Annotated in this window: 15 protein-coding genes; 4 read left to right on the forward strand and 11 right to left on the reverse strand. The window is 39.9% G+C overall.

The genetic code is table 11. From position 1 onward, the window contains the following. Positions 1–51: 51 nt before the first annotated feature. From AB4238_RS03480 to AB4238_RS03515, 8 genes are all read right to left on the reverse strand, one after another. Positions 52–1,701 carry a hypothetical protein gene (locus tag AB4238_RS03480; protein WP_372031323.1) on the reverse strand — a complete coding sequence of 550 codons (1,650 nt, stop codon included), beginning with the start codon at positions 1,699–1,701 and terminating at the stop codon, positions 52–54. 66 nt (positions 1,702–1,767) lie between these two features. After that, positions 1,768–5,532 carry a BREX-1 system adenine-specific DNA-methyltransferase PglX gene (pglX, locus tag AB4238_RS03485; RefSeq protein WP_372031326.1) on the reverse strand — a complete coding sequence of 1,255 codons (3,765 nt, stop codon included), beginning with the start codon at positions 5,530–5,532 and terminating at the stop codon, positions 1,768–1,770. Between the two features lie 137 nt (positions 5,533–5,669). Continuing rightward, positions 5,670–6,977: a hypothetical protein gene (locus AB4238_RS03490; RefSeq protein WP_372031329.1), complete on the reverse strand. Its 1,308-nt coding sequence runs from the start codon at positions 6,975–6,977 to the stop codon at positions 5,670–5,672. Positions 6,978–7,064: 87 nt separating this feature from the next. Continuing rightward, positions 7,065–10,760: a BREX system P-loop protein BrxC gene (gene brxC, locus AB4238_RS03495; RefSeq protein ID WP_372031331.1), complete on the reverse strand. Its 3,696-nt coding sequence runs from the start codon at positions 10,758–10,760 to the stop codon at positions 7,065–7,067. A 114-nt stretch (positions 10,761–10,874) separates the two neighbouring features. Then, on the reverse strand, positions 10,875–11,438 hold the full coding sequence (locus tag AB4238_RS03500; RefSeq protein WP_372031333.1) for a DUF1788 domain-containing protein: 564 nt from the start codon (positions 11,436–11,438) through the stop codon (positions 10,875–10,877). Next, entirely contained in the window at positions 11,438–12,055 is a 618-nt protein-coding gene (locus AB4238_RS03505) for a DUF1819 family protein (RefSeq protein WP_372031336.1), read from the reverse strand. The genes AB4238_RS03500 and AB4238_RS03505 overlap by 1 nt, the downstream gene beginning before the upstream one ends. Next, a complete protein-coding gene (locus AB4238_RS03510; RefSeq protein WP_372031338.1) occupies positions 12,056–12,943 on the reverse strand; it encodes a WYL domain-containing protein in 888 nt (295 codons plus the stop codon). Positions 12,944–13,657: 714 nt separating this feature from the next. Next, positions 13,658–15,205, reverse strand: a complete 1,548-nt coding sequence (locus tag AB4238_RS03515; RefSeq protein ID WP_372031340.1) for a tyrosine-type recombinase/integrase — start codon at positions 15,203–15,205, stop codon at positions 13,658–13,660. Positions 15,206–15,854: 649 nt separating this feature from the next. Here AB4238_RS03515 and AB4238_RS03520 point away from each other — a divergent pair. Genes AB4238_RS03520 through AB4238_RS03535 form a run of 4 tightly spaced genes read left to right on the forward strand, consistent with a single transcriptional unit; the run spans position 15,855 to position 20,727 of the window. Continuing rightward, complete coding sequence (locus tag AB4238_RS03520) at positions 15,855–16,550, forward strand: hypothetical protein (protein ID WP_372031341.1); 696 nt, start codon at positions 15,855–15,857, stop codon at positions 16,548–16,550. Positions 16,551–16,605: 55 nt separating this feature from the next. Then, entirely contained in the window at positions 16,606–17,865 is a 1,260-nt protein-coding gene (locus AB4238_RS03525; protein WP_372031343.1) for an SIR2 family protein, read from the forward strand. Then, positions 17,862–19,829, forward strand: a complete 1,968-nt coding sequence (locus tag AB4238_RS03530) for an ATP-binding protein (RefSeq protein ID WP_372031345.1) — start codon at positions 17,862–17,864, stop codon at positions 19,827–19,829. The genes AB4238_RS03525 and AB4238_RS03530 overlap by 4 nt, the downstream gene beginning before the upstream one ends. 7 nt (positions 19,830–19,836) lie before the next feature. Then, on the forward strand, positions 19,837–20,727 hold the full coding sequence (locus AB4238_RS03535; protein ID WP_372031347.1) for an SIR2 family protein: 891 nt from the start codon (positions 19,837–19,839) through the stop codon (positions 20,725–20,727). A gap of 355 nt (positions 20,728–21,082) precedes the next feature. Here the strand turns inward: AB4238_RS03535 and AB4238_RS03540 are convergent, their stop codons facing one another. The 3 genes from AB4238_RS03540 to AB4238_RS03550 form a co-directional block, all read right to left on the reverse strand. Next, positions 21,083–21,901: a hypothetical protein gene (locus AB4238_RS03540; RefSeq protein WP_372031348.1), complete on the reverse strand. Its 819-nt coding sequence runs from the start codon at positions 21,899–21,901 to the stop codon at positions 21,083–21,085. Positions 21,902–22,366: 465 nt separating this feature from the next. Then, the gene (locus AB4238_RS03545) at positions 22,367–22,579 is read right to left on the reverse strand and encodes a hypothetical protein (RefSeq protein ID WP_372031350.1); all 213 of its coding nucleotides are present in this window, start codon (positions 22,577–22,579) and stop codon (positions 22,367–22,369) included. Between the two features lie 218 nt (positions 22,580–22,797). Continuing rightward, entirely contained in the window at positions 22,798–23,394 is a 597-nt protein-coding gene (locus AB4238_RS03550; RefSeq protein WP_372031352.1) for an HAD family hydrolase, read from the reverse strand. Positions 23,395–23,501: the final 107 nt, after the last annotated feature.

A 23,501-nucleotide genomic window follows, 5' to 3' on the forward strand; every position in this document is an offset into this window, starting at 1 on the left:
AAATCGGTAACAGCAGAACCATGATGTTCAAATTTGCATTACTGGTTTACTTTACAATAGGTTACTTCTATATGGATAAGGATAAGCCCTGTTTTCCTGCCAAGAATCGTAACTTTTCTTACCATATTTAGTACAAGATGACTTTCCTAAAACAACAGGACCTAGCTTGTAGTCTCTATACTGATGAAGTAAACAACCACAGTGTTGAACGTCACAAATATTGTCATCCTGCTTATAACAAAGAGTTTCGTTTGTTTTCCAAGAGTAGGTAAAAAAGGTTGTTTTTAATCTTGGATCACAGCTACACACGGCTTTTAGTGTTGGAACTGAAGAAGTATCTGAGTAATAAATATCCACCCCCATCTCAGCAATGGTTTCTTCAGGGTGCCAATGACAGCGCACTTCTTTCAGTGTTTCATTTGCTTTAAGTAAATCAAGGATAAAACGTTGCTGTCGTTGAGATATAGGTGTCACTATCTCTAGTAATCGTTCGATATTGACAGTATCAACAACCCGTTTTTGTATCGTTTGATGAATGGCATAATCAGCTAAATAATGGGGGAATAACTCAATGCGGTCTTTCGCAATTAACTCAAGAATAATCGGAGTTAATTGGTTGTTTGGTTCAGTAATGAGTCTTTTGAGTAAATCCTCAAGATCATCCACTGAGCATGATTTAAGCAGTAATGGCACAGCGTTTACGCTCGCCGCATATAGGGTCAAAGAAGTATTTATTCCTAATGGCTTAAATGGTTTGTTTTTTTGTGACAAAAAATAGTCATACAAAGAGGAAAAGTAACAGACGTTAGGTGATGTGTTTACTTTCAGATAATTCAATGCCAATTTAACGGTTTGGTAATTTTTCGGGTCAAACACGCCATCAATTGATAGCCCAATTGCATCATCATTTAATTTGTTAGTATGTGTATATACACCAAGCAACACTTCGTTGCCATCGGTAAATGAACTGTATTGTGTTCCCTTGCGCCTCCCTACCCCGATAACAGATTTAACATTTATATCTTTCCCATCTATGTTGTAATCCTGAGGTGCAAACAAATTTGTCTCGTTATAATCTAAGACAGGTAATTGCTGCTGTTTCGCCCAGAGTTCAGCATAAAATTCTGCATAGGTGTAAACAATAGTATAATGTTTCCCCCATCCTTTGTCTGGGTTCCCTATGTCCGTTAACCTAGCTTGAAGTTGAAGCTGTTTCTGTGGCAACAAAAACTCATCGTAAGTGAATATATGCTGCTCACTTTGGGCATCGGTGTCTGTTTTTAGCTTTCTATCAAAGTAAGCCTGTTTTTGCTCGTGAAATTGACTTATAGAAATTGCCGCTTCTTTGACATGCTCTTTTTTAGAGAGTGATATCACATCATCAAGTTGTGGCCATAGATCTTCCACGCGATATTTATAAGTTTCCCCCTCTTTTTTGCAAGATACTTCAGCCCAAAATGAAGATGAAGATGAGAGTGACGTTGATGAGATTGTATTGAAAATACTCTTTGTTACTTTCTGTGACACGAAAATATCTGCTGAAATATTGGAACTGCAAAATTTAGCGAATCCAAACCCTCTATCCTTTGCAAAAGAAGAAAAGTTATCTTTTAGCGTGATCTCAACCAAATTAGTTCGATTTTCAAACAGCTCATCATTTGATAAGTTGAACAGGTTTTGTTCTTGGGAGCGAGTGATCATAATGCATTACACTTTGTTGTACATTGATAGCAAGGCACAGTCTATAGACTGTGCCATTCCTAATAGCTAAATCACTTCAGGGTTTGTACCATGAATCGCTTTTACATCTGCGAGCAGGTTACCGAATTTGCCGTAGTTGACTTTAACGCCGTCATCGAGGTCTAGGCTGATCTTCATTTCCGCTAGGTGTTTTAGCTCTTCATCGAACGTGACCAGTTCAGCTTGCTTCTTATCGATAATTTTTAGCTCTTTGTCGATTGCGCGTAGTTCTGCACCAGAAGCAGTGGCTTTGGAATCTTCTAGAATATTCTTACGGCTTTCAAGCTTACCCATAAGTGGTGTGACGTACTCTGTGCGCATACGTGACAGCGTACCTTCGTTGTAACGGTGTAGGTAAACCAAACACTCGAATGCTTTTGCTTTACCTGAGCTAAACAGCCAATAAATAGGGCGCTTTTTATAAGTCTTCAAATGGTCTTTGTAGAACTGAGTGGAGAAGTAACGACGAATAGTATCGATCGAGCTTTCACCTTTCTTCGGTTTGATGGCATCAAGGCATAAGCTTTCAGCCACAAAGCCTAAGTTCTCTTGTAAGTGCTCTTCACCCCATACCGTTTTCACAAATTCGCGGAAGCGGGTAGTAGCATCATCTTCAAACACCCAATCTTCGTCTGCTAGAGGCACAATGCCGTCGTCATCAGCGGGAAAAGTGTTGTATGCACCATCAGCGACTAGTTCTTTGAAGCCGTTATTTCCAGAGTGCGCATAGACTAGGCCTTCGCGATCTAGGGAGTAGCGGCCCATGATGCAGCCTAATGAGTATGATATAAACTCTCCAATAGCCTCCCCCTGTTGCGTAGCAGTAGGATTTTCAGTTTTATAGCGATACAAAGGATTTACAAATAATGAAATTTCATTAACAGGCACTGTTTCACACTCTGAAGAATCAAGCCTATATAAAGACAACAAATGCTTGAGGTTATTATTTTCAATTGATTGGAGCTCTTGAATAGTTGCAGAGTTCATTTTATAAGTTTTTTGAAAGATAGATGACAACAATTTGTCGTTAAAATTGAGAAGAGGACTTCCTTTAAAATCCCATGAAACCTCGAAACTATCCCAATCTTCTTTTGCGATAGAAATAGCTCTTTCTACATTTATCTCTAATTCTTCACTTATTGGCTTTTCACTAGGAAATGGGACTCGACTTATATCCCCAACTTGAAACGTTACACTAGGATTTAGTAACTTCATATACTTGACTATTAATGGGGAGCACATTAATGCAAGCAGTGTTTTAGAATGTTGATCAGATGTAAAACCTGATGAGCCTTTCACGTCAAACAATGAACCTTCTGGAGAATATCTAGCAGCAAAGCTTTTTATAGCTATGTCAGACCATGTGATAGCTTCTTTAAATTGAAACCTTTTAGCCCTCACAGGAGCGCCATTATAATCCATAGGCTTATTGTTGTATGCATGGATCTCTTTTCCTTTATCTTTCCAGTTAACTATTAGGTCTCTATTTCCATACCATTTGCGCCAACTCCCCCCCTTATTATATGGGAACCATTTTTCATCATAAAGAAGAGTGTCTTCATGGGATTTACAATTGAATTTTATTCTTGAAAGATCAATTTCTGACCAACGCCTCAAAAACAAATCATTATTTCCTGTGTTCATTCCCCCTTTTACTTCTGCAATTTCTCCGATTCGTTTTAATTTTAAAAACGTATCGAATAACCCAGATGTTATCCAGTAAGCAATAGGGTTATCTGGGATTTTTTGCAAATCATAATGGCTTAAGTTTGTATACTTGTTATTCTTTAATAGTAAATTTTGTTTTTTATTTAATTCGTCTCCGTCTACCAACCTTAAAAAGGTAGGGGTATAGCTTAAATTAAAGTTATTTTGACAAACCCAGGCAGTAGTTTGAACAACTTCACCAGAAATTTGGCTAAAAGCCCTAGCTCCTAGGTGAGCCATAGTCATGACCGAATGGGTACTCAATAACCAAGCCCTGAAATTTTTATAGCTTGATAAGAACATCCAAGACTGCATGTTCACTTGTGCATTAAAGCCCCCCCTTTTTAATACTCTAAACCCATTTTCCATAAACATTGCAAATAAATCAGACTTGGAGTTTGGGAAATTCTTCTTACCAAAATCCTTTATGGTAAGGTTCATCCCTTTTAGTCCCATATAAGGCGGATTCGCAACGGCTACATCATATTTAGTCGCTAATACAATCGCCTGCTCAAAAATCGGTAATAAAGTCGCTACCGCTAATCGCGTTGGTTGATGGCTACTTGTTGCTTTATCTTGTAATTTGGCTTTTAACGCCACTAATGATTCTTGATATTTGCTGTCTATTTCAATCAATGAACCTAGATTTTTTGCATCGGTAAACTGCGTTTTGAGATAACGAAGTAAGTTAAGGTAAACCAGATTATCGGCACTGGCAGGAGATGTTTCGGCAACGTCTTGTTGTGGCTCTGCAAATAGATCTGAGATTCCACCAGTTTGCTGTATACCGTCAAAATCTAAATCTGCCCACAGCTTGTTGATATTGAGGTTTTCAGTTGATTGCAGTGAGTAGATGTTAAGCTTGATTTCATTCTCAGTGCCGACAGAGTCAGTAATACGGCTAAAGATACGCTTATCATCTTCACGGGCTTTCATTAACACAGCAAATGCAGCCATCTGTGCAGCACGATCATCGATATCTAAACCATAGATGTTTTTGGTTAAAATCAGCTCTGGAATCTCACGTAGTCGATAGCCACGTTCGAGGTAGATTTCACGCAGTACCTCATAGACTTCAACTAAGATATGTCCACTACCACAAGCGGGATCTAGGACTTTAATTGCCTCAGGGTCGACACTTGTCGGGGTAATGGCTTTGAGCTGCTCGATAACATCATCACTTTGCTCAGCAGGGGTGATGTAGTATTCCATCTTTTCTTTCAGTTCAGAATCAGGGTAGGTCGCAAGCCATTTTCGACCCAACGAGTTTTGTACTAGGTATTTTACAATCCAGTTGGGGGTAAACAGCTGTGTTGCCGCAGGAATATCTTCTCGCTTGACCACTTTACCTATTACTGCATCTTTATGGTCGGAGATATAGAACTGGTATAGCCAACCAATAACTTCAATCTGCCCTTTACCTTCATCAAAGTCCCGCCAGTTATCTTCAGGGATGTCGTTGATTAGATCTTTTAAGATAGAATCGGTTTTAGTAAGGTTATCTGGCAACAGTAACTCGGTTGCATCATCGAGCTTTTCAAACATGAAAGCCATTGACTCGCTTAACTGGTGACACTGACCAAGAAGAATGGTGCGATACAGCTCCTCCTCTTTATTGCCGTCGAGCACCATATCGATGATCTGCTCTTTGTTAAGACCTAAGTCATCTGCAACATCTGCCGCAGAGGCGAGTATCTCAAAGCCTTCACCAAATTTTGCCCCCTCCCCTTTGCTTAATACACGAAAACCGTGGTCTAGGTACTCGTTAACTTCCATAAAGCGAATAGCGGTTAAGCGGTTGAACCAGGTAAACGCTATTTCGTTGATGAACTGGTTAAAACCCTCTTTAATAACCAACTTGCCGTTGTTAGTACCTAGGGCTTTGATGCGTCGTACCAGTTGGCTGCGCTGCTGGCCTTGCTGACGAGTAAAAATACGGCCTTCAATCACCGCACTGTCGCCGTCAGTGGTCATATCTGCGATGCGATCTTGATATAGACCTAATGTCGCAGCTCTTTTTTCTACCGCATGCATGAAAGCGAGTCGAGCTTTAGGTGCGTAGGTTTTTAATTTATTGGTGTTCATTGTGTTCTCATTTGATTTGGTTGAAGCTCCACGCTCAAAGAGCGCCTGCTTTTATTTTGTATGCAACTTTGTTACTGAACTAAGCTTGATAAGTGGGGACTAGATTTTGTGGCCCACGACCAAAGCCGAGCAGCACTCTAAAAGAACCCTTTACCGTCACAACTTCTACAGTTTCCCCACAATCCAGTACCATTACAGGTCTTGCATATTGTTGATGCATTTGCGTTACCTACGACTAAAGTTCTTTTACCTAGCGCAGGTGTTGAATAAGCTCGTCTGACCTTTGTTTTTTTGGGAACAGGCAGTCCTTTGATTATTTTTATATTGCTGTTAAGTAATTGAAATTGCCGACTCCACACTTCAGCTTCTGCCATAGATTGGAACTCTAAAACTTTAGTCCCTTTACGAGTAGATAAAATGGCTAGGTCGCCTTGTTTGTACAGCCTGAAGTTTTTTGCATTCTTATGCGCTTTAGGCAACTCTACAATTTTACTGATTGCTGCGTTTTCAGGATCTAGTGTTTTTAACAGATCGTTTAGGTGAATCAGAGCAAGCTCAATAGCTTTATGCAGGGTCTTTAAATCAGGTGCCTTTGGTAAGAAAACGAACCTAAATAGATCAAAATCGGCAGTTTTACCTTGCCCGTCTTGAAGCTGAGACAATATCTCAGGGCTAATATGGTTTCTTAATGACTCGGATTCTCCATTTGGGAGAGAAAAGTATTGGCTAGCGAGACACTCTAAGATCTTATTGATTTGAGAGTAGAGCGTTTTAATTGAATTTTGCCCATCTAGTGATTGCATGCTATAGGGCATACCCAATTTTTGTAGTGGTTGCAATAACTGGAACAGGCTTATTCTTTCAGCAGCTAAATTAGACTTCTCTTTAGTTACTTTTACTTCTTTGGCTATTTGTAGTAATTCGCTTTCAATGGCAAGCAGTAACTCATGCGTATGAATATATTCATCGCTACCAATGTCTAATAGCTCCAACTCTTGAGTTAATTGCTGCTTTTTTTCTTGTGTACATCGGAATGTATGTAGCAAACTCTCTTGGCCTGCTAGGTCTTCTGGTTCTGTCAATATCAGTTCGACAACATGTTGTAACTTAAAGTGAAACTCAAGCACTGCACTGAAAACTAGTGCATTGTTGCTTTTCAGCATAAATATATCAAACTCATCAACAAAAATTTCATGAGCATTTATTTTTAATAATTGGATACTGTTATTTATTTCACTTGAACTTAATCCCCCATCAAAAACCGAACTATTTAATTCATTGAAAAATGCTAAGTATTCGTGTTCATTCAGTTGTTCAAGCAACACATTAAAGTAAGAGTGGTCATAAGCCTTACACATAAACTCAAGGTTATGCTTAAGTAGGCTGTAATTATTTGTGCCGATAAGCTCTTTGATGAAACTTGGCTTGATATCTAATTGTGACAACTTAATCACCACTCTCTATTATTGCTTGATACTTAGTTATTCCCTCACAGATAATGCCTTGTGTAGCCTCTGTGAGGGAATGTTTGGCTACTTGATTCGAACCTTATGGTTTGAAGCCAGCAGCTCTGATAACTGAGACTTTAACGCAGCAAGATAGTTGTCTAACTCGGTTTCTGTCTCTAGATAAGCTGTGTCTGCCAGCTCTTGGTAGACATCAGCAGCTTTTACCGTCACCAGCTTTTTCGGTGTTGGCTTAGGTGCTACTGGGGCAGGTTTAGGTTTAGGCTTGGGCTCTGCCACCTTGTTTTGGTCATCGTTTCGTCCTTCTAGCTTTTGACGCTCCTCTTCAAGCTTTGCTAGATGTTCCGCTTCTAATTTAGCTGCAAGCTCAGCTTCCTTAGCTTGTTGATCGATAAAGGTATTAATGAGCCTTTCAGCTTCTTCCACTAAATTTGATGCATTACGAAGCTCTTCATTGATCTCGGCAATACTGGTTAAGTGCGCTAAACGCTTGCGCGACTGTTGTAGCGGACGAAGCGCGTTGTGACTGATAGTATCTGGCGCATTTGCCGCCGCTACGTGCTGCTGTACATCTTCAATTGCGGTATCAAGTTTGCCTGCAACCTCTGTGCGACAATCATTGAGCATCTGATCATTCACAGACTGCACCGATTCAATTAAGCCCTGTACCTGGCGTACTTTCCCGTAGGGACGTGTATCGTTATAGATTGCCTCTAGCTTCTCTAGGGCTGAGTTCGCAACTTCAGATGTTTCCAATAGATGACGGTTTTTGGCAAATTCAACTTTTAACGCCTTAGCCAAGCTTTGCCATGCTGAGAACTGCTTCTCGTAAAAGACCTCTAGATCTTCGAAGTCCTCTTTAAAGTCTTCCAGCTCAGAGCCTAAGCGTAGCAGCTCATCGATAAACTTATAGCTACCTTGCTGCTCTACGAGTAATGAAAGAGTGGTGATGCCATCTTCAATCTCATTTTTACCCGGAAAATGACCCGTGTCAGATTTTGCTCTGAAATCCTTTAATTTAGCCAGCATCCCTTTAAGCTGCTGACGCGCTTGTTCGTGAAGTTCTTTTTCAGTAACTGGCGCATTTTTGCCGAACACTGACTTGTACAGTTTGGCAGCCTTCTTAAGGCTCGCTTCTGATTGCTGCTGAATACGGCGGATACGCAAATTGGCACGTTTGGCGTTTTTGTCTAAGTGATCAAATGCGCTGCGTAGCGGTACATCTTGCTGATTAGCTTGTAGTGTGATTTTGTTGGCGACCGCTAAACGAGCAATCATTAAAATGATCTCATTATCGTTCCAGCCAAAGGGGCTTCGTGCGAACTTTTTCACCATGTCACCCGCGGTGATGGGGCGATTATATTCGTCACTAATGGCGATGTGCTGCTCTAATTCGGCTAAAGCGCGGGGATTAGCTTCTACGTCAGTCAGGTCGATATTCATCTGGCTCAGATCATCAACAACCAAGGTTTGTTGAATCTGCTGACGAATGTCACCAACGTAAGGTTTAACGTATTTAAGCTTGTTAAAGGTATCTTCTATTACTTGGCGATAGGCGTTATCGACAATCGCTGTTGGCGTAGCGCCTTTGGCGTTGTAGTTATGGCCTAATAGATAGAAATCTGACTCCTTTATCACCTGCTCTAACTCGGTGACAATCTGCTTACGCCTGGCACTGTTCTCAGCCGCTTTAGCACGGATAAGCAGTTCCATATCGGCATCACGACCTGCGTTGCGCTTGGTATACTTAGCAGTGCGGATATAGGTGCGCAGCTCGTCAAACAAGCGACTTTTATCTTGAAGTTTGATTAGAATTGAGTCAGCAGATTCATTACCACAGACACCTTCGTTCATGTCATCGAAGCTGGCGTCTATTGGCGATACCACTTTAAGACGCAGGTCATTATCTACTGAGCCCTTATCGAATGGCTGGCCATTACAGAAGCGTGAAACTGGGAAGTTTTGCCTGTTCTCTGGGTAGTTATAAATTTTATTTTTGCTTAAAATCTCATCAAACAAGATCTTACTGAGTTCCGCGGTTTCATCAGAGGTTTCGATCTCGGTGTTTTGGATCTCTTTTTCGATCTCTTTCTCTTCGTTGGTCAAAAAGATGTATTCATCACCTTGACGTGCGATAAGCAGGTTGTTCTCTAATGCATCTAAGCGCTCTGTAATGTCGATGCGAAGTTGGCGCTTGTCTTGATCAACTTCTGAGATACATAAGGTGACGATATTATCTATGGTCGACTTCATCTCTTCGACGTAGCGGATCATAAATAGGATTTGTAGCACTTGAACGGCAAAACCGTCGATAGATGCTTTTTCTTGAGCGTGGTTGATATCACGCACAACAGCGGTATCTAGAAACTTTTTAATTGATGGGTAGAAGCTGTATAACGGGATTAAGCGGCCAATACTGTCGGTAACAAATTGGTTGCTCGCCGTTTGGAATGCTTCGATTAATGAACGCTCACCTTTAGCAAGGTGTGTACCTGCTGCGCCTGCTTGACTAATACCAGAGAAGACCTTTTGTATTAGGTTGTACTGGTAGGGTGCAAACGGATAGCTGGATACAAAGTTGGCAGTGTCTGCGAAGTTAGAAAACTCTGCGGTATTAGTGTTTTCGAAGCTCAATTGGCTGCGAATGATGTCGCCTTTGTCACTATACAGGGTTGCAAGTGCATTTTGCGCAGGTTCGGTTTTATCGAGTAGACGCTTTTCGATAACTTCGCTTACGTTTGAGCTAGACAGAGAGATGCGGTCGAAACGTTGTTGAATTCGTGAGAAGTCGTTTTTGCGCGATCCCTCTTGCATCTTACCTAATACTGCATCGATATCTTCTTGTGATGTAACTACCACCCATGCTCGGCCTTCACAAATAGTTCCTAGGCTTTCTGTAATGGTTTGCAACTTAAGCATCATTTGCGTGTTTTGACCAATGTACTGGCCAATCTCATCAACAAAGAAGCTGATACGGCGTTCAGGGCTACCATCAAGGTATTGCTTTACCCATTTACAAAAGTTCTGAATATCGAGGCTGAAGTTTTCATCTATCTGTTCAATTGCTATTTCGCTGGACTCCTCACTTTGTCCAGTAACATGTGAAAATGCTGTGATAACTTGGTCTAGATAGTGATAGTAATTATGCCTTACTGATTCCCAATCATGCCCTGAAACATCTTTAAACTTACTTTGAAAGTCGTCCAGTTTCCCTTGCTGATCAAAGGTTCTTTCTAAATTGGCTAGATGGGGGTGGTCTCCTGAATATCCCATGTATTCATTAAAGACTTTTAGGAATACCTTTAAGATCGCATCTTCTTTGTCGTCAGTATCGGCGCGGCTATCGATGTTGAACAAAATTACATTGTTCTCTTTCTGAATAGCACGGCGCATGTCACCCAGTAGCATCTGCTCCTCTTCTAGTTTATCTTCGAAGAAGTCAATCGCTCGTTTTGTCACACCATCATGGGCTGTCTCTATATTTTTAAGTAGATATGACATAATTTTGATAAAGTGCGACTTACCTGAACCAAAGAAACCAGATACCCAGATGCCTGATTTCCCCGTTTTAGAGGCCGTCTTAGGATCATCAACCGATGGCATGTAGTATTTGAAGAAGTCCTCAATATGGCCTTTGAGCTCGGCTGTAATGACATATTCGTCTAGTTCGACGAAGACTGTCTCATTACCTACTTGATCGGCTTTAACGACGCCATTAATTGGGCGAGTGATATCTTTATTAAATAACTGCTTTAACTGCATGATAATTCCTATCTGACTCTCTTATTCCAAGAGTTCATATTCCATATTGGCTTTTTTCTGACGACACTGATTGTGTTGACTAACGTTTCTTGCTTTAACGTACTTAAAGACACGTTAGGCCAGTTTAAAGGCTCGGTAATAGTTGTTTGATTCAATACGTCCAAATGGCTTTAGCGCTGCGCCATCATATTCACCTGGATAGAACATTACGGTAGGCACTTGCCCTACTTTTGCGTGCAATGCATTAAGCAGGCCGTGGCCTCGAACAATTGGCCAAACACTGCCCATGCCATGAAGCATGATGAAGTCACAATTATCAATATTTGCTTCCTTCACAATGAACTCAGCGACGCGATTTTGCTCAAACGTTCCTTTCAGTGCTTTAAATAAGTACCGTTCACTTCTTTTTTTCTGCATTTCAAAAGTACTTTCTAAGATACCTTCACTTTCAAGCAATCTAATGATCATCTCGAAAAGGTTAATGCTTGCAAAGGTATAGCCTCGCTTTGGTAGCTTCTTCTCGAGTTGCGCAATATGTTCACGAACGGCAAGCTCATGCTCAGGTTTATAGTCGAAGATGTAGAAGCCAATCTCTCCACCAAGCTCTTTATTCTGAAGAAACTCGTCACTTTCGAGGCGTGATTGGATATTGTCTAAACGCTGTTGTAGTTGCAGCACTAGTAAGCCTCCATCGCTTGAATGATATCTTCCTGGTCCATTTGAACTAATAGGTTACGGACATCTGGGGTGATATAGATGTTGGTCAACACCTTGGTTTTAGTACTTTCTAAGAAGCCACTATCGGTCATTACTTTAAAGGCGACTTGGGCAATTTTGTAGGTCGAACTCTCTGACATATCTGCTAACTCAGGATAAATTCGACATTTATCTTCCCAGAAACCTTCCCAATCCTTTATATCGATGCTTTCGCGGTACATGCGCTTAGCATCCATAACTACGGTGCGCATAAAATCTGCTAGTAAAGGCGAGTTGATTAAGGTTGCCGCCATCATCAGTTGTGCCGCTTCCTCATGATTAGCGTTTACCAAACTACTGAGGAACTGCTCTCCTAAGTTAGCAATGCGCTTTTTTATTGTTGCCGCATTTCGCTTGGCTGAAGCAGGGGAACGCTTTTGCAATATATTTTGCTCTACTATTGCATCATCCCACTGCTGTTTATCTGGCTCAGTAAGAAGCAGCTCAGCCACGAGTTGAGCCTCACTTAACATCAAACTGCCACCTATTAGGTCACCTAAATAGGCTTTATGGTTACTATTTATTTGCTGAGGTGTCATTTAAAATCCCTCTTCATCTGACTGGTATCCGGGTGCAATCATTAAGTTATCTGCACCATATAACGTTTGTCTGTTCTGTAAGAAAAGCTGGTACTCTGCACCTTTTAACTTGGCTTCATTAGAACAATCCACATTCCAGCATCTAAGAAGGTAGCCCGCCATTGCGGCCCTGACATTGACCTCAAGGACACCATGCAGCATACCAAAATCCATCTCAATCGCTTTGGCGTGCTTCACATTTTTAGGGTGAGGTACAAGTTGAAGCGGTACCATACGCATCCATTGGTGATCTTCGAGTATCCCCTCTTTAATTTCATTAATTACTGGTAAAAGTGTTACCTCAGAAATCCGTGAAATAACGAAGTCACGAAAAGATTTAGATTTACGGTCGTACGCACGGATATGCCACCTAAGGCCATTATCAACCATGCTATGGGGTACGAGCTCTCGAGTTGTTTCACCGCTGCTTAATGAGGTATAGGTGACTTTAACTGATTTTTTATTGATGATGGCTTGCACTAACTTAGCAACGATAAAAATATTAGGGACATTAAGCTGTGAAGGTGCCTGCACTGGGAAAGCTAACTCACCAACAACATCGAAACCATCAGTGATCTGGTTAGCAAGCTTAACCAGTGTTTTACGCGGATCGTGGTTAAAAAGTGGCTCAAATTCACTGGTTTGATAATATTTCTTATCTTTAGGATCATACTTCATATTAGAGGGGCATAACTCTTTATACAGGTTGATATCTCTAGTTGCAGAAGATAACCCCTTTTCGAAGTGATTGACGATCTCGATTCGAGATAGAGACCCAACAAACAGTAACTTAAAGTCGATGTAAGCAAGTCTTTGCTTTTGAGCATAATTGATATCTTTTAAACTCATGAAAAGGCTCTGACAAAATAATTAGACGCAGTATGTGTCAAAATGAACCGCACAGCAATTACTTTAAAGACCAAATTCAAGCATTAGCTAACATTGTTGATTAACATTGATCAAGATCACCAAAAATAACAAATCAAATAAAAGCACTTATTCAAGAGGAACAATCTAATAACATAAAGTACCACCTCCCCCACTGTAGATGTGACATAAAATCTTTTTTGAATAAACAAAAGATTCGAGGTTCACCAGAATGAAACATCATCGGCAAACCACGAAAGCACACCGTAACTTAAGGTATAACCACCCTATCACTTTCGGTATGCTGTTGATGCTATTGACATTAACTACCAATATTAAAAAAACGAAGGTGTGCTTTACACTCAATGCAAACTTTACCAATAAATAACCGAATTATTGTGACAGAGATAAAAGTAAACTAATGTCCACTAACGGACATTAGCTGCAATTGACCATTAAATGAAAATGTATACTAAGTTGGCTCCATTACCACTTACTCTAAATCTAATCGATCTGGACGCCTTCAATTAGGAGTTTGAAATCGTTATATGAATTAGAACATTGATACTAAAAAACCTAAATCTCGAAGCAAGCAGCAGACTCCTTATGTCTAATAGGCAGCTTTTATTTTCAAATTAGACATACGAGCCAAATAGCAAAATATGTATCAGCAACGTTTAACGTTGTGAGTTCTCTTTACTTCAAAAAATCCGGCAGCGCTCCTAGCTGTCGCGATGAGTCCAACTTACCAACAGCTTCAAACCGTGTTCTATCCATTAAGTGAGCGTAACGCTTAGTAGTCTCAATCTGCTTATGATTGAGTAACTGGCTTACCATGTAGATATTACCCGTTTGCATCATCACTTTTGATGCAAAATCATGGCGTAAATCATAGAGCCTGAAGCTTTCTATTTTTGCCTCTTTAAGCAATTTGGTCCAAGGCTTCTTAATTGTTGTTAACTGTAGGCTGGGGTTTGTTGGTGATGGAAACAGCCACGAATCTGCTCTACTCCTAAAATGTTTAGCTGACTCCTTGTGAACCCAATGCTTACGCCACTCAACTAACGTTGCGTAAGCAAGCTCATTTAAAGGAATAAAGTTTGAAACTCCCCGCTTATCCAATGACTTCCTTATGCGGAAAAAGCGATTTTCTAAGTCGATATCCTGCCAGCGAGAATTAAACAAGGTACCAGGCCGAATTCCAGTTTCTTTGAATAAAATAATGAACGGCGTGACATGATCTGCAAACTGGCAAAGGTCTAACTTTATTGGAGCCTGCAAGCCACGTTCTTGTCGATGCCCGATAGTTCTAACTCTTTGCTCATGCTTCATCTTATTGCGATGGTTAATCGCATCATAGAGCCTCAGTTCCTCACTATCTGACAAATAGCGAATAATTTGGTTATCGACTCTAATTTTGGGCAAAGTGTACAAGTCGTGATCTCTTATAGCCCCCTTTTCCTTAGCTAGTTGAATACATGCCCTTAAGGTGCAAATAGTCTCTTTAAGCGTTGAGGGCTTAACACTCCATAAGCTCTCACCTGCTGCTAATTGTCTTTTAGTTAGCTTGCGTTCTTTCGCACGCATCCACTCGCGAACCACTTCAGCCGTTATGTCGGATATAGGCCTATCAAGATACCCCTTGAAGTTTCTTTCAATCACTCTGATCTTGCACATAACCGTTTTAGGGTTTTCGTAGCGTTTTGTTTCTAGGTAATCTGAATGTAAAAACGTACGTAAACTGACAGCACAACTATCACTATTTACTGCCGCTTTCTGTTTTTCAATCAGCTTCATGCCTAGGTTATTACCGGATTTAAGCTGAACAGCAGCCTTTACTAACTGGCTAATATTATCTTTTGAAAGTTCACCAACTTTAGTTGCTATCAACTTTGTTGTTAGTGCGTCTCGATATCGTAAATAGACCACTGCAAGCTTTGCATCCTCAATCGGTGATAATGTTGTTTTAGTCAGCTTGAGCTGGGCTTTGTAAAACCTTATTGATAGTCCTTTCACATCAGTGCAATTAAGTACTAAGTATTTTGTATCTCCCAACCACCAACGTTCGATTTCATTGTGAAAATGGTCGATAGATTCTCGAGAGTAAGTTGCGTCAAGGTAGGCTTTAAGCGCTAACGACTTTTGGTTTGGTTTAGCATTTTTCTGATTTAAACGTATAGCCACATAGCAAAGAAACTGCGTAATGGATTTTCTCGAAAATGGAATTTGTATATTGGTTTTCATAAGTCTGCTCTCATCATTTCAGTGAAATCTGATCGCACATCTGTCGCACAAGAAACATGATAAATAATGCAAAGCAATGCAAAAGCTCATTTACCTATAGAATTTAAAACCTTGATTTTCAGTAGGATAGGTTATACTCTATTATGAGCCTAAAAAAGCGACCTGGACTCATAATCGTCAGGTCCCCAGTTCGAGTCTGGGAGGGGCCACCAATACAGATAAGCCGTAGTAGGTTAGTACCTACTACGGCTTTTTCGTATCTGAAGTTCTGTGTAGCAAATATGTAGCAGATGCACTGTTAAGTATATTGGTAAAAATACTGCTGACTTCAGCTGTTAATCAATCCTATACAATTAACCAAGCCCCCTATCAACGCTTCATCGCGCAGTATACGACTCTATACTCATAAAACTAATACCATTAATAAAGAAGTTCATTTTTAAGCAGTGTACAGCTCTTCCTTTCAAAACTTGAGAAGTCTTGTCGTGTTTGACTACATAATTTTGCCAACATTAACGATCTTCCCTTCACCCAGAATCACATAAGTTATTAATACACCTTGAATTGCTTACCTGATACTTGCAAGATAGTGACTGGTCAAAAGGTAGATATATCAGTCTAAATTTAGATAACTTTGGGAGAGGGATACTTGGAAGTTTTCAAATATATATATTCTAATGAGCCATCAGCTCTTTCTGGGCTTTCTAAAGATGAATACAATAGCTTATTAGTCGATATTTGCCCTCAAAAAGCAGAAAGGGCATTTGAGAAGGCTTGGGCTACAAGAAATTTTGAGATTGAAATGTACTGGAAGCGAGCCACTTACTTTTGGGCATTCATAGCCAGTACATTCGTAGGATATTTTGCTCTAATTTCATCGGCAAATTATGTAAAGCCAGATCCGTTCAACCATGTCGAAGTCTACTTCCTAATCTGTATAGGGTTCGTACTGTCTTTAGCTTGGCATTTAACCAATATTGGTAGTAAATCTTGGCAACGTCATTGGGAGGTTCATGTGGATCTTCTAGAGGACGCATTTACAGGGCCACTGTACAAAACTGTTTATCCTCAGCAAACCTTTTCAGTATCTAAGATCAATGAATTAGTAAGTCTAATGTTTGTATTTATTTGGTTTCTTTTAGGGATCAAATATCTATTCGAACAAGATTTAATACGGTCTTTTGGCGAGAGTTTCATAGTAAACGGGTTTGTGGTGGCTAGCACGATAATATCTTTATTAGTTGTCACAGCGATGCTATTTGGTCATGGTCGTGGCCGCTTTGGCACTAGGTCTATCACTATGTATAAGCGTAAAGTAAGCTATTCACCCTCCATTATAGGCTAGCTAATCATCTGTTAAGTCCACGAAAAATAGCTCTAGAGAAAAGGAATCTATAGTAATGCCTGAGAATACAGCGAGAAAGCAAATAGCTAATGAACAGCTCATTTTCAAACAAGGTCAAGATTCGCTATTTAGTGACATGGATGATGTCGAAGAGGGGCTTAAGAAAATCAGAAACAAGATGTCTGATCTAACCAACATTAAAAATCTGCATTTTCTCCTTGGAGCAGGGGCAAGTGCTGACGCTATACCTGCTATGGCTCCACTGATTAGGATTGTTGAAGAGAAGGTAACCGACTCATTAGCAGCTATAACGTTTGGAGAGTTTAGTTTTACTCATGAGGATTTAATAGAAGCCTTCAATAAGGTTAAAGATAATTCGCCCACTAACCTTGAAAACATGTTAGGAACCCTATATTCAAAGCGTTCCTACCTAAAAGGCGTAGGTCAAAAAGATGAGGTTAATGACTACTTGATTGACCTAATTGAATCCCAAATCTACTCATCAATCAACATTGATTGTAACGCTAGTGACTCAGAAAAATCCCTAGGACTGTACAAGCATCTCTATCAAAAACTGTCACTGCGGAACAAAGATCTAGCGAGGGTGAATATTTTCACTACTAACAACGATCTATTAAGTGAAACAGCTCTCGGCTACCTTAACGTCAACTACAACAATGGCTTTAGTAGTGGCCTATCTCGAACCTTCAATCCTGCGCGGTTTTCTTACACATTTTCCCGAAGAATCGACTCGAATATGGAGAAGTATGAACCATTAGAGAACATGGTTTATCTATACAAACTGCATGGTTCGATCAGCTGGGTTGAGTCTAATGATAACTCCTTCTTTAATATAAAAGAGGTTGATGTTGAGCCAAATCAGCCTCCTCCAAAAAATAACATTCTCATATACCCAACACCTTTAAAGCAGAATAAGAGTTTAGGCTCCCCATATGCTGATTTGATTCGAGAGTTTCAGAATAAGTTATTACTCCAGCATGGAGTGCTAATTGTAATCGGCTACAGTTTTAGTGATGAACACATTAACAATGCCATCTATGCCGCTCTTGCTTCAAACCCAAGTTTGAGCGTAGTGATCTTCGGTGATTACTCCCCTTCTGAAAACCTTACACAGCTCCCAGATAGACGCATATATCAAATCTCTGGAGAAGTTGATATTGAGAGTGAAAAATCAAAAATTCACTACTTCGAGTACATCGTAAACAAGCTCATTCCTGATTTGGATAAGAGTCGCGACAGCGATTTATTAGAAGACTTTATGCAAACTCTGAAGCAGGCAAGAGGTAACTCATGAAAGTTGGTAAAATCACCTCAGTCAACTTTAACCAGTTTAAAGTTACAGTATCAACAGAAGTCAGGGGGAACTCGGTCAATCTTGCGGGTGTTATTTACTACTTTGGAAACATTGGTAGCTATCTTAAGACCACCAATTCGATTGGTGACAAATTAATATGTGAGGTTGTCTCTATCTTTGATAGTGATATGAAGGGCGATACTGCTGCTTATGACGTTGATAGCAGCAGAGAGTTATTACTAAAACCTATCGGCACGATAACAAGGGATGATCGTTTTAACCTCGGTGTTGGTATTTTTCCAGCTATCTATAGTGAAGTAAATATTGTTACTTTTGAAGATATGAAGTTAATACTTCAAACCAGTAGAAACAATGAGCTATGTGATAAAATTCACCAAAGCTTTTATTTGGGGGAGAGCAAGAACTTAATTAATTACCCAATAGATATATCTATCAATTCGTTTTTCAACATCCATTCAGCTGTACTAGGAAACTCAGGCAGTGGCAAGTCGAATACTATTACTCATATCATTCAGGAAATCCATAAGAAAAAAGACAACTCAGCTATCGGCTCTAGGATTTTAATTTTCGATGTGAACGGTGAATATCGAAATGCGTTTGAGCAACATGAAAAATGCCATAATTTAAGTGTACGATTTCTTAAGCCAAATATTGAAGCTTGCGAAGATGGTTATGAACCTTTTTTTCTTCCTCATTTTCTGATGAATATCGACGAATGGAGTGCCTTCTTGATGGCAACGGATGCCACTCAGCGGCCGTTCTGGGATAGGGTGCTACAAGAAAGCTATAAATTCTACATGATCTCAACGCGAGCGGGGGATGAACGTCAGAAGTTAATCAACTATCTAAGATTTAAAATTTGCAATCTACTCCAAACACTTCACTCACAAGGTGATAGTGAAACAGCGATAATTACTGCAGCAAAAAGTATTATCTACGGTATTGTGGAACTGATTAAACTTGATACTGGTTTAGCGTCTGCTTGCCGAGAAGAAGGTATTTTTAAAGACCTTCGTGAATTATTAACGAGTTGCACTATTTCATTCGGTGAAAATAAGGACAAGCTTAAGAACACTCTCCAAACAGTCCGTAGAAAAGTTAACGATGACGATGTACGTTTGGTTATGGATTATAGAGCTACTACTGAGGAGTTCTTCGACTATCGCTTCCTAAAGCAAGCGGCCAATATGGCTCTGCTCGAAGAAGATGCCCGAGGTAACGGTCGAATCAGAGAATACACATCGACAATGATGACTAGACTGGATTTTTTCCTTGATAACGATAATTGCTTATTCATGAGAAATAGCCCTCCAAATGTTAGTAAGATAGAGGATTATCTTGATTGGCTTTGGAGTTCAAAATGTGCAATTCCTTCACAGACGAACATGGTAATCATTGATACCAGTGAACTTTCCAGAGATGCACTTGAAACATTAACTTCCGTGACATCCAGACTTCACTTCTCTTTCAGGAAAAAGCTTAAAGGTTCAGAAAGACGTGAAAAACCAATCCATCTGGTCTTGGATGAGGCTCATCGCTATATTAAAAAAGATTCAAAGTACCTTCTGAGAGAGAACATTTTTGAACAGATAGCGCGGGAAGGTCGCAAGTACGCGCTGTATTTATTGATATCTTCACAGCGTCCATCTGAACTATCTGGAACCGTATTATCACAGTGCTCTAACTTCATTGTTCACCGCATTCAGAATGAAGTGGATATGAACTATGTTTACTCGATACTACCTTATTTCTCAGATGATTTTGCTAATAAAATAAAACAGTCTGTACCTGGTGAGGCACTAGTCTTTGGCAACTGCGTAGCGATGCCTTTACACGTTCGTATTAAGCAAGCATCACCTGAGCCAAATAGTGAAAACTGTAAAGTACATGAGGAATGGTTTAAAACCTTTCCGTCACTCCCACCACATATAAATACTGCTTAGAGGGATTATGAGAAATACTCTTTTATTTGGGAATGGATTAAATAGAATTTCAGAAAACTCCGTTTCATGGGATAGCCTTTTAGATAAGCTTAAAGCAGGTAAAAAGTTTACGAACAAGAATCTACCAAACACTATGGTTTATGAGCGAATTTTCATGGAACAACACGATTCTAGTCATAATCAAAAGGCGGATGAGCTAAAAATAAAAGAAAGCATAGCCGATGAGATGAGAGAGCAGGGATCAAATGAACTTTTCGAGCTACTGGCTGGTATGAGTTTTGATAATTACCTGACAACAAACTATGACTTGGCTTTTGAAAAGGCCCTTAACTGCTCACCTGAAAAATTTACCACTGAAGAAATCTATAGCTTACGTAGAAAAAGAAGATATAAGTTAAATGGTGGATTTAAATATTTGTGGAATATCCATGGCGAAATAGAACACCCAAAATCAATCATGCTTGGGCTAGATCATTATTGTGGCTCTGTTAGCAAAATCGATTCTTATGTTAAAGGAAAGTATACGCATAAGTTAAAAGGTGAGAAGCAACGTGTTTTATCCATGGTGAAAAAACTTAAAGCAAATAAATACTGTGATACCTCATGGGTAGATCTATTTTTTTCTAGTAATGTTCATATTATTGGGCTTTCGTTAGATTATAGTGAAACTGACTTATGGTGGATATTGAATAAGCGTGCACGCTATTCATCTGAACAACTGGTTAATAATAAAATTTTTTTCTATACAAATAATATTGATCATGAGAAAAAAGGACTATTGCAGTCATTTGGAGTTGAGGTCATAGAAACAGAAGTTTCAAATGGCGACTATAAGAGCATGTATAAATCAGTAATACAAAATATGATTATACCTAAAAAACCAGTTCTTGCAGCATAAACAATTGGGTAGTCAGAGGCGTCCAGCCTCTAGCTCCCACGCTATACAGCATGTAACTTCACATAGGTTAACTCAATTATAACACCTGACCTAAACAGCTAAAATTGCAGTATGAATTGCTATCCAATCCCCCCCTCGTGAATACCGGATAAGTGGGACGGAGTGAATTAGGGATATTTAGAAGTTTTTTCTCATCTGAGCCACCCGCCCCAGAGTATATAATCTAGCGTATTTTTTCCAAAAGTGTGTTAGCGATGATTTAGAGAAAGCATTTAGTTAGTTGGTCAAATTACCTATTTATTTCAACAACCATAGGCCTTGGCCTTGGCCTTGGCCTTGGCATCAAAACAGGGCATTACTCAGAAAACCTACAATTGCTTGTCGCTAGGTAGCTTCCTGCAGGTGCTTTTACCGTAATACCATTTACGTATAGCTTTACAGTTGCTTTAACTTCCATTAAACGCGCTAAGTCCTCGATACTATTGCTCGATTTTAATTCCTTGGCCTTTTTTTCTTCTTTCTGTTTTACTTCGGTTATTAGTAATTTGGTGTTAGCAATCAACTGATTTATCTCTTTTACATTCTCGTTATGACTTGCAATTTTTCTGATTTTAAGCAGCTCTAATTTAACTTTTAGATTTGAAAGTCTCTGCGGGTGCACATCAATTTCCTTCTGGCGGCTAACAACTTTTTGCTCGACTATATATTTTTCAGAATCAAACATCAGGTAGTGATTTGCACCTGTAGTGTTTCTTGTAATCATCTTTGACTCATAAAAATCGACTACGTTTGCAAGCGGGTGTGAAGAGCGACTTTGGCTTAGTGTGAAATACCGCCATACATCATCCTTTCCATTATGTATAGGTAGCTCAACATTAAGGGGAATTGCTTCTCTAGGAAGATTTCCACTGATTGCTAATCCAGAGAATTCAATACCTGTACCCTTAACTAGCAGGCCCATCATCGCCTTCCATTCCAGACCAAACTTCCTGAAAAGCGAAGTGTTATTTGGGAATGTTTTCTCTAGCTTGTAAGTGTCCGAGCCACAAGTGAATACATAGCTAGTATTTAGCCAGCTATCTGAGAAGGTATCGAATGCAGTTTTAAGAGAGGTGGTTGCGCTTACAGCCGTACAGGTTGTCAAACCTAATGTAAATACTAAAGCTGCTTTCATAATTCGATGGAGTCTTAAGGAAAGTAATTTTTATACTACTACACTCCACTACCGATGTGACACCGTCAACAATATTTAGTTTATAGCGCAGCCTTTTTTGAGCGTATAGAGTTAAACATAAAATATATCCGACCAAACATCGTTTCAACTCACTTCTGCCCAATAATAAGTTGATATCACCAATAACTAATAGCTTTAACAGTGCTGCGTAACATATTAATAAAAAACTTGCCTAGTACAGTTATTTACAGAACTCCAAGTAAAAGCATCCTTACCATTCTGGCAGGCAACTAACAAAAGGTTTCTGAGAGATTTCTGAATGTATTTGATTAGAGCTATAGCCTATTTTTTGGCTAAAACTGCTGGTGAGGGGTGTTCTTCTAGATTTAAGCTGTCAGCATTGAAAGCTTAGGCTTATCTGTCCATTTAATTTTAACTTAGGTTTAGAGCCTAACCTGAAAGCTCCTATGCCTTCTCTTTCCTCCATTGGTAAAGTCTGGTGACTATGGTTTTTCCTGCATACCATAACCCTTTCACTTTACTGATAAGCTCACCGTCATAGTAACTCGGTAAGCACTCCCCTGTTTCTTCATCATTATTCAGTTCGTAACGTAGTTTAATCGGCCTATCTTTAAGTTTGGTCGAGCCCCCCCCATAGTTGTCGTGTAATCCTGCCAATCGCTGTTACCTGCGGCAAAACGGGCTTGCTCTAATACTGAGCTTTGATTTTCAGTATCAGTGTTAAATAGCTTTGTACGAATTATCCTAAGCTCACGCCACAAAGAGACACTAGCGCCATCGATTTTCTGCAACAGATGAGATATCGAGATGAGGGCAAAGTTCAATCTCATCGCTAACTAGTTCTACTGTAAGAATGGCTGAATAACCAACGGCAATCAAAGCGACACTTTTATCCCATTCATATGCGGGTGTTCTGCGAGGGCTAACATAGCGAGATCCTCATGGGTGTCGCCGTAGGCAAAGACTTCGCTATAGTCGGTTAAACAAAACTGTTGCTGTACTTTGATTGCTTTCATCTCACAACTGCAATCCCCAGCCTGATAACGACCCGTGTAGCGGCCCTGCTCTACGGCCATCTGGCTACAGATTAACCTTATCCCCATAGATTCACACCAAGGCTGTAAGTAAAGGTCGAGAGATGCCGACACCAATACCACCTCAGTACCGTCTGCTTGATGCTTTTCGAGCACTGATAGCATCTCAGGTCGCAGGCATTTGGGAATAGTCTCCTGCGCATATTGTTTACCAAGTGCAGTTACCGTTTTTACATCTCGCCCTACAAAAGCGCAATAGCTCACCAGTGGCCGGATCTTACGTGCAGGGATAATGCCTAGCCGGTAAAGTATGTATAACGGAGAAAGGAAAATAGAGCCAAGAAACAAACGTATAGGAGTGGCCGAATAAAGGATGAATCGAGTGTACATATCATGATGGGTTAGTGTGCCATCAAAATCAAATAGGGCTAGCTTCAAACAATACTCCTTTTAACTCGGGAGAGTTACTCAGTAACTTTATCTGGTTTAACCATTGATATCCACCCACTAAAAAGGGCTGCAAAGCAGTAATGCCGATCATTTAG

Origin of the sequence: Shewanella sp. 10N.286.45.A1 (assembly GCF_041470405.1) — a bacterium.
Classification (GTDB): domain Bacteria; phylum Pseudomonadota; class Gammaproteobacteria; order Enterobacterales; family Shewanellaceae; genus Shewanella.

What these genes read in the sequence shown, in the direction of transcription:
- AB4238_RS03480 (WP_372031323.1), bottom strand. Translation starts at nt 1,701, where the DNA reads ATGATCACTCGCTCCCAAGAACAAAACCTGTTCAACTTATCAAATGAT.
- pglX (WP_372031326.1), bottom strand. Translation starts at nt 5,532, where the DNA reads ATGAACACCAATAAATTAAAAACCTACGCACCTAAAGCTCGACTCGCT.
- brxC (WP_372031331.1), bottom strand. Translation starts at nt 10,760, where the DNA reads ATGCAGTTAAAGCAGTTATTTAATAAAGATATCACTCGCCCAATTAAT.
- AB4238_RS03505 (WP_372031336.1), bottom strand. Translation starts at nt 12,055, where the DNA reads ATGACACCTCAGCAAATAAATAGTAACCATAAAGCCTATTTAGGTGAC.
- AB4238_RS03510 (WP_372031338.1), bottom strand. Translation starts at nt 12,943, where the DNA reads ATGAGTTTAAAAGATATCAATTATGCTCAAAAGCAAAGACTTGCTTAC.
- AB4238_RS03515 (WP_372031340.1), bottom strand. Translation starts at nt 15,205, where the DNA reads ATGAAAACCAATATACAAATTCCATTTTCGAGAAAATCCATTACGCAG.
- AB4238_RS03525 (WP_372031343.1), top strand. Translation starts at nt 16,606, where the DNA reads ATGCCTGAGAATACAGCGAGAAAGCAAATAGCTAATGAACAGCTCATT.
- AB4238_RS03530 (WP_372031345.1), top strand. Translation starts at nt 17,862, where the DNA reads ATGAAAGTTGGTAAAATCACCTCAGTCAACTTTAACCAGTTTAAAGTT.
- AB4238_RS03535 (WP_372031347.1), top strand. Translation starts at nt 19,837, where the DNA reads ATGAGAAATACTCTTTTATTTGGGAATGGATTAAATAGAATTTCAGAA.
- AB4238_RS03540 (WP_372031348.1), bottom strand. Translation starts at nt 21,901, where the DNA reads ATGAAAGCAGCTTTAGTATTTACATTAGGTTTGACAACCTGTACGGCT.